Origin of the sequence: Defluviimonas sp. D31, from assembly GCF_033436765.1 — a bacterium.
GTDB lineage: Bacteria > Pseudomonadota > Alphaproteobacteria > Rhodobacterales > Rhodobacteraceae > Albidovulum.
Map to the genome: position 1 here is coordinate 1 of NZ_JAWQFN010000013.1, position 16737 is coordinate 16737.

The 16737-nt window shown below is 62.1% G+C and carries 13 protein-coding genes and 3 pseudogenes; 8 read left to right on the forward strand and 8 right to left on the reverse strand.

What is annotated here, in order from left to right:
• The 3 genes and pseudogenes from R5H32_RS17780 to R5H32_RS17790 form a co-directional block, all read right to left on the reverse strand.
• Nucleotides 1-261, reverse strand: a pseudogene (locus tag R5H32_RS17780) (adenylyltransferase); the annotation flags it as partial.
• Nucleotides 258-1013, reverse strand: a complete 756-nt coding sequence (locus tag R5H32_RS17785) for a sulfotransferase family protein (RefSeq protein WP_318340037.1) — start codon at nt 1011-1013, stop codon at nt 258-260. The pseudogene R5H32_RS17780 and the gene R5H32_RS17785, both read right to left, overlap by 4 nt.
• A gap of 4 nt (nt 1014-1017) precedes the next feature.
• Nucleotides 1018-1854: a hypothetical protein gene (locus R5H32_RS17790; RefSeq protein WP_318340038.1), complete on the reverse strand. Its 837-nt coding sequence runs from the start codon at nt 1852-1854 to the stop codon at nt 1018-1020.
• Nucleotides 1855-1998: 144 nt separating this feature from the next.
• On the opposite strand from R5H32_RS17790, the gene R5H32_RS17795 reads away from it, so the two are divergent.
• Nucleotides 1999-2877, forward strand: a complete 879-nt coding sequence (locus R5H32_RS17795; RefSeq protein WP_318340039.1) for a LysR family transcriptional regulator — start codon at nt 1999-2001, stop codon at nt 2875-2877.
• 134 nt (nt 2878-3011) lie between these two features.
• On the opposite strand, the gene R5H32_RS17800 is transcribed toward R5H32_RS17795, so the two are convergent.
• Complete coding sequence (locus R5H32_RS17800) at nt 3012-3212, reverse strand: hypothetical protein (protein WP_318340040.1); 201 nt, start codon at nt 3210-3212, stop codon at nt 3012-3014.
• A 112-nt stretch (nt 3213-3324) separates the two neighbouring features.
• On the opposite strand from R5H32_RS17800, the gene R5H32_RS17805 reads away from it, so the two are divergent.
• A complete protein-coding gene (locus R5H32_RS17805) occupies nt 3325-5133 on the forward strand; it encodes a glycerophosphodiester phosphodiesterase family protein (protein ID WP_318340041.1) in 1809 nt (602 codons plus the stop codon).
• A 180-nt stretch (nt 5134-5313) separates the two neighbouring features.
• Here R5H32_RS17805 and R5H32_RS17810 read toward each other — a convergent pair.
• Together R5H32_RS17810 and R5H32_RS17815 are read right to left on the reverse strand one after the other, a co-directional pair.
• Nucleotides 5314-5692, reverse strand: a pseudogene (locus tag R5H32_RS17810) (hypothetical protein); the annotation flags it as partial.
• Between the two features lie 138 nt (nt 5693-5830).
• Nucleotides 5831-6190 carry a hypothetical protein gene (locus R5H32_RS17815; protein WP_318340042.1) on the reverse strand — a complete coding sequence of 120 codons (360 nt, stop codon included), beginning with the start codon at nt 6188-6190 and terminating at the stop codon, nt 5831-5833.
• Nucleotides 6191-6504: 314 nt separating this feature from the next.
• Here R5H32_RS17815 and R5H32_RS17820 point away from each other — a divergent pair, with 314 nt between their 5' ends.
• The 6 genes and pseudogenes from R5H32_RS17820 to R5H32_RS17845 all read left to right on the forward strand — a co-directional run.
• The gene (locus R5H32_RS17820; protein ID WP_318340043.1) at nt 6505-7218 is read left to right on the forward strand and encodes a Crp/Fnr family transcriptional regulator; all 714 of its coding nucleotides are present in this window, start codon (nt 6505-6507) and stop codon (nt 7216-7218) included.
• A gap of 46 nt (nt 7219-7264) precedes the next feature.
• Entirely contained in the window at nt 7265-9442 is a 2178-nt protein-coding gene (locus tag R5H32_RS17825) for an SLC26A/SulP transporter family protein (protein ID WP_318340044.1), read from the forward strand.
• A gap of 223 nt (nt 9443-9665) precedes the next feature.
• Nucleotides 9666-11936, forward strand: coding sequence for a pyridoxal phosphate-dependent decarboxylase family protein (locus tag R5H32_RS17830; protein WP_318340045.1), 2271 nt, complete (start codon nt 9666-9668; stop codon nt 11934-11936).
• 53 nt (nt 11937-11989) lie between these two features.
• On the forward strand, nt 11990-12982 hold the full coding sequence (locus R5H32_RS17835; RefSeq protein WP_318340046.1) for a hypothetical protein: 993 nt from the start codon (nt 11990-11992) through the stop codon (nt 12980-12982).
• Between the two features lie 30 nt (nt 12983-13012).
• The gene (locus R5H32_RS17840; RefSeq protein ID WP_318340047.1) at nt 13013-13852 is read left to right on the forward strand and encodes an adenylate/guanylate cyclase domain-containing protein; all 840 of its coding nucleotides are present in this window, start codon (nt 13013-13015) and stop codon (nt 13850-13852) included.
• A 113-nt stretch (nt 13853-13965) separates the two neighbouring features.
• Nucleotides 13966-14130: pseudogene (locus R5H32_RS17845) on the forward strand (IS6 family transposase); the annotation flags it as partial.
• Nucleotides 14131-14475: 345 nt separating this feature from the next.
• On the opposite strand, the gene R5H32_RS17850 reads toward R5H32_RS17845, so the two are convergent.
• Complete coding sequence (locus R5H32_RS17850; protein ID WP_318340048.1) at nt 14476-15609, reverse strand: aromatic ring-hydroxylating dioxygenase subunit alpha; 1134 nt, start codon at nt 15607-15609, stop codon at nt 14476-14478.
• A gap of 77 nt (nt 15610-15686) precedes the next feature.
• A complete protein-coding gene (locus tag R5H32_RS17855) occupies nt 15687-16724 on the reverse strand; it encodes a succinylglutamate desuccinylase/aspartoacylase family protein (protein ID WP_318340049.1) in 1038 nt (345 codons plus the stop codon).
• Between the last annotated feature and the right edge of the window lie 13 nt (nt 16725-16737).

The window sequence follows — 16737 nt, forward strand, 5'->3', positions numbered from 1 at the left end:
ACCGTCGGCGAGCCGCATGTCGGCGACCACGCCGTCATAGTCGGCCTCGGTCATGAAGCCCTTCAAGGGATGGAAGCCGCCGTTCATCAGAAGCTCCAGGTCGCAGATCTGGCGCTGGGACAGATCCCAGGACGGCAGCGCGCCCGCCTCGTGCTTCAGCTTCTGGGCGGAGTCGTACGAAACATAAAGCTCCGGGATCGGAGCGTGCCGGGCAACGAACCCTGCCGGCTTCCTTTGCGCAACCTCCTGCCTGTCCTTCATTCTGCGAACGCTCCGAGCCGGATCCGATGTTCATGAAGCCGATCGTAATGCGGTTTCATACGGCGATGCACCTGCTTCACGCGGGACGGCGTGTTCTCGAGCGTGACGTACTTGCGCTTCTGCGGCTTGAGCCCGGTCGAGTTCTTGAGGTTCTCGTGGAACGACCCGCCGTCCCACCAGCTGTACTGACCGGTGTCGGCGCCGGGCGCCCAGGTCAGCGCCTCTGGGATGAAGGGGATGCCGACCGCCGCGCAGAAGGCCTCGGTCATCTCGTACGGGTTTTCCAGCAGGTCGTCGCTGTCCACGACCGGCGGCGGCGTGCCGTTCAGCGCGGTGAGAAGATCGAAGAGCGCGCGCTGCTCGGGAAAGCCGACCTCGCCTTCGTCGAAGTCCGGCCACTTGTCGTACATCGACGTGATGGTCTTGGCCGGGTCGCGGATAAGGAAGGCATGAGTGAAGTTCGACAGGAACTCTGCATCCCACATGTGGTTGATGTAATGCGGAAAGTCCTTGATGAAGACGGGCCTTTCCTTCGCGGCCGCCTTCAGGGTGTCCCAGACGCTTTCGAGCGTCAGGCCCGGTGTCGTCCGGTCGCCTTCCTTCCAGCGCTGCCAGAGCGGCGCTTCGCCCTGGTACCAGGCCTCGCCGAACGGCTCGTGGAAGCAGGCGAGGTCGCCGCGCTGGCGCATCATCCATTCGAAGGCGGTGGAGGTGGACCTCGGCACGGCCCAGAGAGCTACGATCTTGTGCATGAGGTCATCCTTTCAGCGAGGAGAGAAGCTTGCCCTGCCGCGTCGTGGGCGCGAGGCCGAGGGTCTTGAAGATCCGCCAGTAGAGGGCCGTGTCGTGGCCGATGACGGGCTTGCCGAGCATCTCCTCCAACTCGACCTCGAGATGCACCGGGCGTTGCGCGAGGCCGTCGCCCGCGCGCCGGAAGTTGCACATGCCGTTGATCAGATAGGCATCCGCATCGGGTGCCTTGTCGGCGACGTATTCGAAGCTCTTGCGCGCCAGATCACCGTCGAAACACCAGATGCAGTCGTTCACCTCCTCCTGCGTCTCGAACCAGCCCTGGTCGACGAAGTTGCCAGCCCAGATCACGTCGAAACCGGCCTCCTTCCAGAACGCCACCGTGCCCTGCCACCAGCCCGGCCAATGATAGGCGCCGTTGAGCGCGACCTTCTCGACATTCAACGCGCGGAGCGCCTCGACCATCGCGTAGCCCGCCATGTGGAAGGGGGTCTGGTACTTCTCGCTGAGCATCTCGCAATGCTGGCGGACACCCTCGACGCCCAGCCCCGAGGCATGCACCCAGTTCGAGCCAACCTGGCCGCAGACATCGGCGCCATTGTTGGCCATGCAGTGGACGAAGTCCTCAAGCATGTCGAACTTCTGCTTACGCTGGTCGAGCTGGTGCCGATATTCGGGCACATGCAGCATCCAGCCATGGACACCCACGGTCTCGGGCGCCATGCGGAGGAAATCGGACGGCGCCGCATCCCAGTCCTGGGGCGGACAGGTGAAGCCCACCTGGTGGGGAAAGAGCTTGTTCTTCGGATCGGCCCAGTGGGCGGGTTTGACATAGTCCGGCATCGCGCGTCCTGCCTCTCGGTTGGAATGCGCCAAGGTTCGCCTCGGACCCGTCCGATTTCCATTGCTTTGTATGCGCCAATCCATATCAATTACGATATGGGACAACGGCGATACCGGATACCTTCAACGAGCGCTCTCGTCGCTTTGGAAAGCGTCGCCCGCCTTGGCGGAATCGGTCGCGCGGCGGAGGAGCTCAACACTTCGCAATCCGCTATCAGCCGGCACATCAAGCATATCGAGGATGAGTTCGGCACGCGTTTGACGGAAAAATCAGGCCGGGGAATCGTTCTCACTTCGGCTGGCGAGGCGTACTTGCGCGCGGTGACCGCGGCTCTTGAAGGACTGAACGCTGCGGGGAACGTACTTCGCGCGATGGATGAAGACGTGACGATCGCCTGTACGCACGAGGTGTCGCACCTTCTGCTCATGCCGCATTTCGCACGTCTCAGGGAGGCGCTGGGTCCGGGCGCGCGTATCCGCATCCTGACCTGCGAGTATGAGACGGTGCCGATGATGGTGAATGCCGGCGCGGACTTGATATTTGAATATGTCGAGGACATTCCGGAGAAGGGCTGTCTCGAGATTTTCCAAGAAGAGATCATTCCGGTCGCGTCGCCGTCCTTGGTCGAAACGCATGCCGTGGCGTTGGCGGGATCCGGAATTTCTTTGAGCGGAATTCCCCGCCTCGCGTTGACGAAGGCCAATTTCGGCTGGGCGACCTGGGAAGACTGGTTTTCCGCCGTCGGTGCGCCTGCGCCGGCGTCGGGTGTCGAGACATACGACAACTACGTCTATTTGCTTGAGGCTGCGGCGGCCGGCGCTGGCGTGGCCTTGGGCTGGCGGGGATTTGTCGACCGGTATCTGAAATCCGGCGCCCTGATAACTGTGACGGACCAGTGGATCACCCGACCGCCGATGCTTGTGGCGCGGCTGACCCCGAAGGGAGAAGGGAACCGGAACGCGGCAAGATTCCTGCCGCGGCTGGCAAAACTGCTGGGCAAGGGCGATCTCGATAGGCGTTGATGGAGGTACGGGCGACCGACGAACCCGGCACTGACCCGGCCGGGGGCCTGCGCCAAGGGTACGCCTGGCGCGACGGAAGGGTAGATGCCGAAATCAGAGTCGTCTTGGCTGGCCTGCGGGGCGAGGAGAGCATTTCAGCTGCCGACCGCTCCACCGAGGCGACGAGGCTGATCCCAGACATGGCGTATCACGGTCATGATCTGCGCATCGTCGAAACGGCTCTTCTTGATCGGTGTCACCTCGTCAATCTTTTCAGAAAACTCTAATTCCGCATCTCCGCAACCATGGGAAGGATTGCCAGCCGTTTCCAGTAACCAACTCAATTCCGGGCACATTCCGAATGACGAAAGGTGTTCTTGACGGCTATCATTGATGGAGATTTGAAAGAAAGGGCACGGTGTGATAGGGCGTGTGGCCGAAAGCTATCGCAAGGCACTCGGGTTTCTTGTGCCATTTCTTTTAACGCATATCGTATTGCGCCTTGTGTCGGTGGCGATTGTCCTGCCGCTCATCGGGATGCTTTTGGCGCTCATGCTGAACTTCTCGGATCAGACGGCGCTGACCGACCAGGACATTGCCAGGTTTCTCGCAACTCCAGCCGGAGCGATTGGGGCGCTCCTGATCGGAAGCGCCGTGATCGCCGCGATGACACTCGACGTTGCCGTGATGATGGCCACGATCCGAAGCGGCGAGCGCCGGCCGATGGCGGCGCTGAGCGCGGGGGTCGGTTTCGCGATCCGCTCGGCACCTGCCCTGCTGACCGTAGCCGCCGGGCTCTTGCTTCGGATCGTCGCGATGGCCATGCCGTTTCTCGCAGTATGCGGTATTCTCTACATTACTTCGCTTTCCACTTACGACATCAATTACTACCTGACCTACCGGCCGCCCGAGTTCCTGACGGCAGTAGTGCTCATTGCGGTGGTTTTGGCGGCAATGGCGTTCTTGCTGCTCGATCGCCTGACCGGATGGACGCTCGTGTTACAGAAGGTGCTTTTGGAAGGGCGCGGAACGAACGAGGCGTTCCGCGAAAGCCGCGCCCTGATGAAGGGGCGACGGGTCGAACTGGTCAAGGTACTCGCGCTTTGGCTTGCCGTGCGTTTGGCTGTGGGAACGGTGATATCGGCCGCGACGGCATTCGCCCTCGCTTACGCGCCGGCCCTCGGCCGAGAGAGCCTGGCCTCGGCGGCCACCGCCGTCCTGATAGTTCTTGCGCTTTCGCTTGCCGCGACCACCCTCCTGAACGCCTGGTCGAACGGGGCGCTGGCCCAGCTTCTGTCCGATCTCCACGACCGCGTGAGCGGAGGTAGGGCTGTTCCGCAAGATGCGAGCCGCGTCCAGAGCGGTACCGGCCGAGCGACGGCATTTGTTCTTGTCGGCGCCGCGGTGATCGGCGTCCTTTCCGTCGGAAGCATCGGCACCGTCCTGGCATTGGCCGAGCGCATCCGTGCGGATGCCGACGTCGCGGTCATTGGCCATCGAGGGGCGGCAGCTGCACGGCCGGAAAACAGCATGGCCTCGGTTCTGAAAGCGATCGAGGATGGCGCGGATTGGGTCGAGATTGACGTTCAGGAAAGCGCCGACGGCGAGGTCATCGTCGCCCATGACAGCGATTTCATGAAATCCGCGGGCAATCCGCTAAAGGTCTGGGACGCGACAACGGACGATCTCGGCCAGATCGACATTGGCAGCTGGTTTGACCCGGCCTATTCCGGCGAGCGCACCCCCCTGCTGCGCGATGTCCTTCTCGCGGCGAAGGGACGCTCGCGCGTCATCATCGAGCTCAAGTACTACGGTCACGACGTCGACCTCGAGAACCGCGTGATCGCGATCGTCGAGGAAACCGGCATGGCCGACAGTATCGCTACCATGTCGCTAAAGTACCCTGCCGTGCAAAAGATGCGCGCCCAGCGCCCGGAGTGGCGGACGGGCGTTCTCGCGGCCACCGCCGTCGGCGACCTTACCGGTCTCGAAGGCGATTTTCTGGCCGTGAGCCTGACCATGGTCTCACCAATGCTGATCAGGCGGGCTGAAAGCGCAGGCAAGGACGTATATGTGTGGACCGTCAACGATGCCGCCACGATGTCGCGCATGATCTCGATGGGTGTCGGCGGGCTCATCACGGATGAGCCGAAACTTGCGCGGCGCGTAATCGTCGAACGGAACGCGCTGCCAACCATTTCAAGGCTGGCGCTGTGGATCAGCGACAGCTTCGGCGTGACTTTCGACCGCCTCTCCGGCGAGGTCGTGGAGCAGTGAGACCTGCTGCCGCGGTCATCACGTTCTTGCTTGCTCTGCCGTTTGTGGCGGCGACACGTTCCCGCCATCAGTTCTGCGCTGGAGTGCCCCCAACGAAGCGGCCCGCCAACTGGGAAGGATTTGTCCGACGTTGTTGCGAAAGTCGCGGTCTGGGCGTGATGCCCCCTTTGCCGGTTGAGCTCAGATGACGCGCTCGATCTCGGCTTGGCCGAGTGCGTTGAAGCGGTTCACGAGGACAATGCGGATGTGGATGTCGGCGGTCTGGCGGTCGGGGTCTCGCGATGCGATACTTTCGCTGACGGATTTGAGGCCGCGCAGGTTCAGCGCCACAGGGTCGAGCGAACCCGCGAGGGCATCTTCGCCTCGATCCGACAGCGGAGTGATAGCCAGGCCAATGCTTCCAGGTCGCCCGCCCGAAGCGTCTGGCCGCCCGGGGGATTTCGTTGCGCGCCGTTGCGGCAGGGCAGTCCTCCTTCCAAAAGCGCCCGTTCTTGCGGATGAGTACAAAAGCGGTGCCGCCACGCGCGAGGATCGCGGAGTGGCCGCGGCGGGTGTCGAAANACCTCGGGGCTCCGGTGGAAACACTTGAAGGGGTCGCGTTTCGTCATGCCCCGAGGCTGAGAGACCGTCCCGCCCGTCTCAACCGGATACCTTCTGACAGCTTCCCGTCGGCAGTCACCAGTATGCGGCCTTACCTTCAGGCTTTCTGCGCCGATGCGGGGAATTCGTTCATCCGGCTGGAAAACTCTCTGAACTTGTCTTTGACAAGGGCCGCCCGGAGGTTAACAGGCGTGAAGACATGATCTGTCAGGCTAACCTGCGGCTCGTCGATCACTTCCTCGACTCCGATATCGTCCAGCAGATGCGGGCTCAGTTCCTTGAGCCGGCGGCAGTGCGCCAAGAATTCCCGCTCGCACATCTTGTCGGCCCAGACTTTCCTCACGCTCGCGGGGACGAGCGCCGCTGTCGCTTCGCTTATGCGCTTCAGGGCAGGCTTGCGTGACATTGCGGCCATCCTTTTCGCCTCGGCGCGAAACAGCCTGTCCTCCAATTCCATTTCCGTCTCAGGGCCACGATCCGGTTGGTGAAGAATCTGGCAAACTGCAGTTGCATAACCCATCGCAAACATTGTGGCCTCCATCCTTTCCCGTGCCGCCCAACCAGCGGGTGGCCTGAAAGAAAGGATGCCGGATTCGCGAGAGCCAGGCTGTTACCCTGGGAACAGGCGCAAACAGATGGTTGGGAGAACGCGGACATTCTGATGCCGGGAGGCGAACGTAGGCGCTTTGGAAAATTTTCTTGCTCTTGGAGGCGTCGGCCGGTCCTATAAAGCGCGGAAAGCGGGAGCGGCGAATTGGTTGGGGTGCTCACATGCGCGACCGGGTTCGAATAGCCAGTCATGACTCGGAGATCCTGCGCTCCGTTCACATCTTCTGCGACCTCGATGAACCGGTGCTTGCCGAAATCGCGCAGCACATCCACAGGCGCAGTTGGGTCGCGGGTCAAGCGCTCTTTTCCAAGGGCGACGAAGGCTCGTATATGCTGATCGTTGCAGACGGACGAATAAGAATCTCCATGGTTTCGGCGGCTGGCCGCGAATTGCTGGTCCGCATTGCCTCTCGGGGCGACATGGTGGGCGAAATCGCCTGCTTCGATGGCGGCGTCCGCACCGCGGATGCCGCCGCCGTCGGCGCCGTGCAGGCATTGGTGCTGAGCCGGCGAGACTATTGCGACATCGCTTCGCGGTTCCCGGCGCTGAACACTGCCGTGGTCCAGTATCTCTGCAACATTGTTCGCGACACTGACGACCGCCTTGAGGGGTTGGCGCTTCACAACCTGAAGGCGCGGCTGGCGCGGTTCATTCTGTTCGCCGTCCGGGAGTTGAACGGATCCGACGCAGACGCGGCGTCGCATCTCTCCATCGACCTGACACAGGGAGAACTCAGCCAGTTTCTGGGCGCCAGCAGGCCCAAGATCAACAGGGTCTTGAACGACTTTCACGAAAACCGCTTTCTCGTGCGAGAGGAGCGGACATGGCGCTGCGACCTGGACGCGTTGCGCAGTATTGCGGAGAGCGACGCGTGACGTACGTTTTGCCGCGACTTGGCCTGGTCTGTCCAAGGTCGGACGCATGAAGGGACTTGCGATTGCCCGGCCCGCATTGCTCGGCCTGGCGCTGGGTGTCGATGCGCTCGGGCATTGTGTCGCAATCGGGGCCTTCGTTTTCGCCGGTCCGCTGGCTTCTGGCGTCGGGATCGGGACAACGCTGTTTCTGGTCTCGACTCTGGTGGCGACCATGGCGATCGCGCGCTGGGGAGGGGTTCGGGGCGCGCTGGGGATCGCTCAGGATTCCTCGATCGCGATCCTGGCCGCGGTCACAGCTGCGGCCGCGACGGCGATTGCCGGCGCGGGGAACAATCCAATGCCTACGGCGCTTGTCCTGATCGGGCTTTCCACCCTTCTCTCAGGCACGGTGCTTTTCGGCATGGGTAGGTTCGGCGCCGGTAGAATTGTTCGAATGTTGCCCTACCCCGTCGCGCTGGGGTTTCTTGCCAGTTCAGGTTGGCTCCTCACACGTGCCGCCCTGATGATGGTAGCAAATGCAGACGATCTCCAGGACCTGCCGCAGGCCATGTGGACGAACCTTCTGATCACCCTGCCAGCGGTCGCCCTCGGGGTTTCGCTGATGCTTTCCCTGCGGCTCTGGGCCGGCGCAGCGACGATAATGATTGTGCTGGTAGTGTTCGTTGCGGGTTTCTACCTGACAATTGCGTTTCTTGGCATGGATGTCGCCGCTGCCCGTCAGATGGGTCTGCTGCCCTCGGTCACATCCTCTGTCGACCGGGCCGGGCTGGATCTTGCATTATTGGCGCAGATCGATTGGGGCCAGGTTCTTGACGCCGTGCCCAGCCTTGCCGTCGTCGTCGCGATAAATGTGATCGCATTCCTTTTAAACACGTCCGGAACCGAATTTGCGACAAGAAGCAATGTAGACATGAACCAGGAGCTACGGGTGGGCGGCCTGACCAATGCCACACTGGGCCTTGTTGGCGGCGTGACCAGTTTCGTTTCGACAGGGGCCACGATTTTCGCCGAAAAGCTCGGTGCCAGCGGTCGGGCCATGACGCTGGCCTATTGCGCGGTGGTGCTTGCTGGAGGGATCTTCTCCGCGCAGGTAGTCGCTTCGGTGCCCGTCTTTGTCTCCGGCGGGCTGCTGCTTTTCATCGGGCTGTCGATGCTTCAGGACTGGATGATCGCCCCCCGCAAGCATCTTGCATTGCAGGACTGGCTAACCGTCGTCGCGATTGTCGCCGTGACAGCGACGACGAGTCTCTTTCTGGGGGTTCTCGCAGGCTTACTGTTCACCCTGATCAGTTTCGTGATGAGCTACATTCGGGTCCCGGTCATTCGCCGCAACATCGCTTCGCAGCCGCGCCGCAGCAACGTCGACCGCTCGCCTGACAGAGAGGCCTGTTTGCGAGGCGTCTGGAACAGGGTACGCTTGGCTCGCCTTCAGGGTTTTCTTTTCTTTGGCTCGGTCGATCGATTGCTGGAAGAGGTCTACGCCCGCCGGGCCGGTGCCCCCACGCCAGACACCGAAAATCGACCGGATTGGCTGATACTCGACTTTTCTGCGGTGACTGGAATGGATTCCTCTGCCTGCGCCGGGCTTGGCAAGTTGGGGTATCTCGCACCTTCGCGCCAGTTGCGTGTGCATCTCTGCGGGCTTTCGAGAGAGGTCGAAACGGCACTCGAACTGTGGCGGACCGACTTCGATGCGGAATTCGGTTTCAGCCGTTCCGACACGCTAGAATCCGCTCTGGAAGAGGTCGAGGAAGCGCTGCTCGCCGAATGTCCGGGTTCCGACGACTACGGCGGGGGGCTCGAGAAACTCCTGCGGGCGACCGGGAACGGGCATCCGCGCCTTCCCGAGCTTGCGGGACTTTTCGAGACCCGGATTCTGACTGATGGCGAGGTGCTTTTCGGGCAGGGCAGCGACGGGCGCGACATCTTCGTGGTCGAGGAGGGGCGCCTTGGTGTCTATCTGGACCGCGGCGACGCGGAACCAATGCGTGTCAGGGCTCTGACCGAGGGGGCAATGGTAGGGGAAATCGCACGTTATCTGCGCACCACGCGCGGCGCCAGCGTCGTGGCCGACGGCCCCGCAATTGTGAAATGCCTGCCAGCGGCGGCCCTCGATCGGCTGGAGCGCGACGACCGCGATCTGGCAGCGACCCTGCACGCAACGGTCGCGCGGGAATTGGCCGAAAAGGTCACCAGAACGAACATGCTCTTGCTGGACGACTAGCTTCGGGCGTTGACGAAAGCCCCCTGCGCCGCGCCGGATCGCAACAGGACTGAGTCGATGGCGAAGTCAGGCAAGTTAAACGCACTGTTCCACCGCAAATTCAATGCCAACCTTTCGGGCCGACATTCCCTAAGGGAAAGTCTGTCAAAGTTTGTTTTTTCTTGACAGTATTATAACTTAACCCGCCAATGGGACTGTTTCCAGTTTTGAGAGCACCGTTGCGATGGCGAAGCACCACGGCAGGCACGGGCGATTTCATGCTTCCCTCGCGGATGCATTTTATCACAATAACTCGCGACTTTCCCTTGACCGTCGCGGCGACGGGACGCCCGAAACATGGTTTCTGGGGCCGAAGGGCGAGAACCTAAACTTTCTGAAGGCGCTGGTTGCAAGAGCGATCGATGCGAACGTCGAGGCGCGGCGAGCCTACATGCCCTCGGATCCCGGCATTTTCGGAGACGGCCTGCACAAGAACCTGGCTGAATCCAAAACATTCATTTCCGACGCGGTCGACGACATGTTGCATTACCTGCAGGGGTCGATCCCGCTGTCGAGTTTTCGCAACCTTTCGCACATGTATTGGGACCAGTCCCTTCCCGGATTGGTCGGCTATATAGCGGCCCTGCTTTACAACCAGAACAACGTCGCCGCCGAGGCCTCACCCGCCACGACGCTATTCGAGATGGAGGTCGGTGACGACCTGTGCCGGATGCTCGGCTTCGAATTGCCCGATGCCGACGCGACCGAAAACGGCGCGATTAGGCCCTGGGGGCACATCACTTGCGACGGTTCGGTGGCGAACTCCGAAAGCGTCTGGGCATCGCGCAACACCAAGTACCTGGGTGTTGCGCTCGCCCGGGCCATCGAGGAGGACCCCAAACTCTCGGCTGCCAGGCAGACGACCGTCAGGCTGCTCTCGGGAGAGCGCGTGCGTCTTCTCGAACTCTCGCCGTGGCAACTGCTGAACCTCCCGATCGACGAGGTTCTCGGCCTGGCGCCACGTATCGCGCGCACTTCGGGCCTGCCCGGCACAGCCATCGAGGCCGCCTTGGCACGTAGCTCCATCCAGTCGCTCGGGCTGATGGAGTTCCACCGCCGGCACCTGCCCGACGTCTTACCCCCCGTGTTGATCGCGCCCGCGACGGCGCATTATTCCTGGGCCAAGGCAATGGCACTCGTGGGGCTTGGTTCGGCGTCCCTGGTTTCAATACCGGTCGATCTCGACGGACGCATGGACACGGTGGAACTGCGCAAGGCGATCGACCAATGCCTGACCGAGCGGCGACCCGTGATGCAGTTGACCGCGGTCATGGGGTCTACCGAGGAAAGCGCCGTCGATCCGTTGGCGGAAATCCTGTCCATTCGCGCCGAAAGCCGGGAATTGGGCATGGAATTCTCGGTGCATGCTGACGCGGCCTGGGGCGGATATTTCGCCTCTCTCTTGCGCAAGTCCAGACACCACGGAACCGGGCATAAGGAACTGCAGGCCGTCACAGAGACTGAGGAAAACCCGCATCATGCGCTTTTGTTGAAGGACGGCAAGAGAGCCCCGGGAATGATGTTCAACGCCTATGTGATGCGACAATTCCTCGCCCTCAGACACGTCGACACGATCACCACAGACCCCCACAAGTCAGGTTTCGTGCCGTATCCGGCCGGGTCGCTCTGCTACCGCAACGGCGCGATGCGCGACACGATCTCGTTCAAGGCGCCGGTGGTCTATCATGGCGGTATTGATCCCGCTGTCGGATTCTACGGCATCGAAGGATCGAAACCCGGCGCAGCCGCCGCGGCCGTGTATCTGTCACACCGCGTCATCCGGACGGACAGAACCGGTTACGGCAGACTTCTGGGCCGGTGCATCTTCAACAGCAAGCGCCTCTACGCGGCGCTTGTCGGCTTGAGTGGGTCGAATTTCACCGTAACACCGTTCCAACAAGTTCCAGCCGAGCGGGACGCCACGGCGACCACACGCGATATAGCGGACCAGAAGGACCTGATCGCCCGGCGGATCGTGCCTTTGGCCGACGCCGACCTGGTGGATGCACTCATAGACGACCCGGCCTTGTTCAAGCTCTTCAGGGACATCGGCCCCGATCTGACCATCGTGACCTACGCATTCAACTTCGTCACTGCCGGTGGTCTAAACCGCGATATCGCTTTGATGAACGAGATGAACGATCGCATCTTCAATAAGCTCAGCATGCATTCGTTCAATGGAGGCAAGGTTCCCACCGCGCCGATGTTCGTCACGTCTTCAAGCTTTGATCCGAAGGCCTACGGTCAGCCCTTCGTCGACACGTTCGCGCGGCGCGCTGGCGTAGATCCGCAGGATGGCGTTCCGGTCAGTTTCCTGATCTCCACCACGCAGAACCCATGGCTCAGCGAGGGCGGCGCAGGCGATTTCGTTGACCGCATCGTCAAAGTGCTCGCGGCGACCGCGTCCGAGACCGCGAACGAGGTGATGGCGCACCATGACCTACCCCCCGCTTGAAGCAGGACCGGAACAATCAGGACTTCGACCGATGCGAGGAAGGGAACAAGCCTATGCCAAAAAAGACCGCAAACACCGCTGAAGACCCGACCGACCGTCCCGCCCAGACCGCCCACGGCCCTGGCTGCATGTGCCCGCACTGCCGTTCTAAAGGCGCACACGACATGGACCCTGTCCGGATGCGCAGTCCCCGTATCGACAACATGCCGCACCAACATGCATTGACGCTCGTGGGTCACGAGACGGTCTTCGCCGTCCACATGACCCAGTTCCACATGGAGGAGCATAAGTACCAGCTTGTCTTCGAGGCCTCGCTTCCCGATTGGGTCGCAAAGAAGCTGGACACCGCGCGACGGCAGAACCCCAAGGACTGGTTCATCCTTTCGAACGCCGAAACCGACGAATTCACTATCCCCGATCTTGCGGCGGGCCGTAAGCGCACCTATCGGGCGAAGATATTCCAGGGGCTTCCGCCCTTCACGGACGAGGACGAAAAGGACCCTCATTTCTATCCTTGGAGTCCCGACCGTGTCCTGCCGCTCATCGACGACTTCGAGGTGAAGGTAGAACGCATCGTCACTTTCCGACCCTTCGCACATAACCTGCAATTGCCTGAATGCGCGACCTATCTATTGTTCGGCAAGGGCAGCGAAGCGCATCTCACGAATTTGCAGACCGGCCGTCTCCAGAGCGATGCGTTCGACACCTGCGCGTTTGGTCCCGACTATGACCATGTGATGAGCTTGGCTCAAAGGCCCGAAGGTCTCGCGGATGCGCAACTTGAAGCTGGTGTCGTGGTGACGCTTCCCGCCGTCCGGTTAAAGGACGCGCACACCGGCACGCAAAACATTCCGGGCAAATGGCCATTCAAGCCCGGTGACGAAATGAGGCTGCTTTACCGGGGAATGCTTCCTGAAATCGCTGCCATCGCGGGCGAGACATTCCTCTTTGGAACTGCTGTCTGCTGCAGCCCGGAAACCCTGCGCAATGACCAGGTCTGCCTCGATGTCAGTCCAACTCCTCCGTCGATGCTCAGGGAAAAGTAGTCCGGCGCCAGCAAACAGAGGAAATTCGAAATGTCCGCACTGAAGCACAGCGAAGGCAACTCCGAACTTTGGCACCAGATCTTTGCAGTCGGGCATCCGGTCCTGGCGAAGAAACAGGCGCGCTACGGAAGGCTGCCCGGCCAGCCGCGGTGTAAACTTTGCGACGCGCCCATGGGCGGGTTGGGTGGATGGCTGGTCAGGCTGACCGGCCTTCATCAGTCCGAACGCAACAAGAATTTCTGCAACGCCTGCGACTCGTTCATGAAGGCGTTTCCCGGAGGGGCGGAGGTCGACATGTCGATGATGATGGTCGACGTCCGGAACTCGGTCGAGCTTTCGTCGCGCCTGTCTCCGTCCGAGTTCGCCAGGACCGTCCTTGCCATGCGGTCGGCGGTGTCAGATGCGCTGGCCCGCACCGACGGGTTCGTGCTGGAGTATCAGGGAGATTCAGTCTTTGCAGTCTGGCCGCCGGGGTTTGTCGGCAGCGACCATGCCCGAAAGGCCCTGGCGGCGACTGATCTGGTGCTCGCCAGGCTGCAGCAGTTGCCGAAGGCGGCGCCGGTGGGGATCGGCGTCCACACCGGCAGGGCCTATATCGGCACGGCCTCGACGAACGACGGCGACATGCTCAGCATCAGCGCATTCGGTCTGGACGTGAATCTTCTGGCGCGCGTCACGCATGCCGCCCAGCAGGGAGAGGCCTTGGCCACGCCGGAAGTTTTCAGGTACGCCGGGCGCGTACCGGGATCGCTTTCGACCAGGACGCTGGAACTCAAGGGCATCACCGATCGAACGCCAGTCATCACTATCGGCCCATTGACCGCAAAACCATCCCAGGAGGCCAAGGCGACTGAGACAGACGCTGGCTAATTGCCTAGGTGCGAACCGTGTGCGAGGTCAGCGCCAACCGGACAGATAGAACTGTAGCGCTAGTCATAGGGATTCCGGTCGCGACGGGAGCGGCGGCCTCGTAGCGTCGGACCATGCCCAAACCTGACCTGCTCAAGTGCTTTCACAGCAGCCGTGAAATCATCCGTCTGGCGGTGAGGCCGTACATACGATTTCTGCTCTCGCTGCGAAACGTCGAGGACCTGCAGCCCGAACACGGCATCGACATCAGCCACGAAACTGTCCGGTTCTGGAATGCGCCCGGCCATGTGGACCGCGAGCTCGACGCGGATGTCCTCGGCCAGGCCCTTGATGAGCGGGGCGTAGAGCAGCTTCCCGCCGCCTTGCGGCGTGATCACGGTCTGCGCGACGCGTCCGTAGCCGTGCGCGGTGGCGACGATGTCATGGCCGCATTCATAGAGTGCCACGCGGCGGTCGAGCGCGGCACCGGCGTCCTGATCCTGCGCCAGCCCGAGCGGGAGATCCTCCGGATCGAGGCCCGCCCCCCCGGCGCGCACGGTGGCCCGCGCCGGGCGCGAGCAACGCGTCGATCGCTTCCGGCGCGTGCCGGTAGCGGTGGTTCCGGTCCGAGAAAGGCTTGCGGTTCAGGCGAAGCGGCGCGCCATGTATAGCAGAAAGTCCCAGATCGTCCCCTCCAGATCGTCGGGCGCGAGTGGCCCGCTCTGGAAGTAGCGCGTATTTTGTGCCTTCTGGAGCGTTTCCAGTTTCGCTCGGTCTTCGGCGTTGAAGTCCTTGCAAAGCTGGACGTATTTGACCACTTCCGCGTCCTCGGGATCGGTCTTGAACCCGGCGACGCCCCAGCGGATCGCCACTTTGCCGACGCCGGCGGGGCGCAGGCAGAGGTAGAGCGTGTAGTTGGCCGCGACGGCGACAACGAAGCTCGGAAAGATGTTGAACAGCACCGTGTTACGCTGCTCGTCCTCGGTCATATCCTCGTGGAACGGTCCACGCGGCGGGAAATCGGGGTCGTAATAGGACCGATAGGCCGTCCAGCGCTCCTCGCCGGGCACCTTCCTGCAAAGCTGCGTCGGGGTCATGGGCTGCAGCGTCTTCGGATGGGTCGCGAAGAGGTGGTAGCCCTCCATGAAGTTCTCGGTAAGGTTCTTCCAGTTCGTCTCCCACACGTCCTCGTCAGTGAACAGAAGGTTGCGACCGTCGTTGTGGTAATTGTGCAGGATCTTGTCGAGTGTGGAGAGCTGCGGGGCGAGCGGCGCAGCTTGACCGTCGAGATTGACGAAGATGAAGTTGTTCCAGACCTCCGAGCGAAGCCGCGGCAGGCCGCATTTCTTCTTGTCGAAGCCCTTGACCTTGCTCATCAGGGGTGCGGTCTTCAGCGCGCCGTCAAGGTCGTAGGTCCAGGCATGGTAGCCACAGACGAAGCTTCGCCGGTTGCCCTTGCCCTCGGCGACAAGGTTGCCGCGGTGGCGGCAGACGTTGGAGAGGACATGCACCGCGCCGTCGGCGGCATGCGACACGATGAGCTGTTCGTCGACGAGCTCGGTCGTGAAGTAGTCGCCCGGCTCGGGGATTTCGCCGACATGGCCGAGGCAGATCCATTCCTTGCGAAAGAGCTCCTCCTTCTCCAGCTCGTGGAAGTCGGCCGAGGTGTAGAAGACGGGCGGCATGGTCCGGGCCAGGGCGGAGTCCAGGGTGGCGATTTCGCCAAGCTCCTTGCGGATGGTGTCGACGACCGGCGCGGTGGCTGTCTGCATGTTCATCCCCGAATGGACAATCTGTGATCACAGTTTTGCTAGCATGAGTCCATCGCCAGTGCCAGCAGAATTTCATCCAGGCGTCAGGACGCGCGCATCCGATCAGTCAAGATATCGGCACGCGGGATCTCGCGGCTGACGAGGCAGAGGTGATCACCGGGCCGGACCATCGGATTGCGGCGGATGACGGATACCACGCCGCCCTGAGCGGCGCTGATCTTACCCCGGATCTCGCCAAAATTATGCGTATCGAAGAGCGTCGCGAGTGCGTCCCCCTTTGCCACGTCCTGACCGAGCCGGACCCGGATCTCGGCCAGCCCGTGATGCGCGGCCGTGGCGAATCCAGCATCCGGGCCGGCCTCTATGAAACGGGTTTCGTGCGGGTCGGGCAGATCGGGCTGCGCGACGCAACCGAGGTGGCGCAATACGCGCAAGGCACCGTTCCAGCCAATAGTGAACGATTCATCCGAAAGAGTGCCCATCCCGCCCAACTCGCACGCGAGAAACCGCTTGCCACGGAGGTGCGCGGCCGTGTCGAAGTCCCCGCCGGTTCCGTCGATCGGGCAAATCATGGTGAACGGCGCGCCGAACGCATCGGCAAGCGCAAGATTGGCCTCGTTCAGATTGGCATCCGGTCCAATACAGAGGAACCCACAATCGACATAGCGCGTGGCCGCACCGCCGGAATGGAAATCGAGCACGACATCGGCGCGCGGGAGGAGATGCGCGGTGACGAAGGCCGCGATGGCGCCGGTCGGTCCCTTGCCCGGATCGCCCGGGAAGGATCGATTCATGTTGCCACCGTCGAGCGGCGAGACCCGTCTGCGCGCCGAAACCGCAGGCGCGTTGAGGGCGGGCAAGAGGATCAGCCGCCCCTGCACCTGGCCGGGCGTCAGGCCTCTCATCAGTCGATGCAGGATCGCCTGCCCCTCATATTCATCGCCGTGGTTTCCGGCGGTCATGAGAACCGTGGGCCCGCTCCCTCCCGCGATCACGCCAACCGGAACCCGCACGGCCGAGAAGGCGAGATCGCCGTCCGAATGAGGAAGGTCAATAAAGCCCGCGCGTTTGCCCGCACCGTCGAAGTCGAAGCTGGTTCTGACGGGGCCGATGGAAAGCATGGGGGCACCCTTT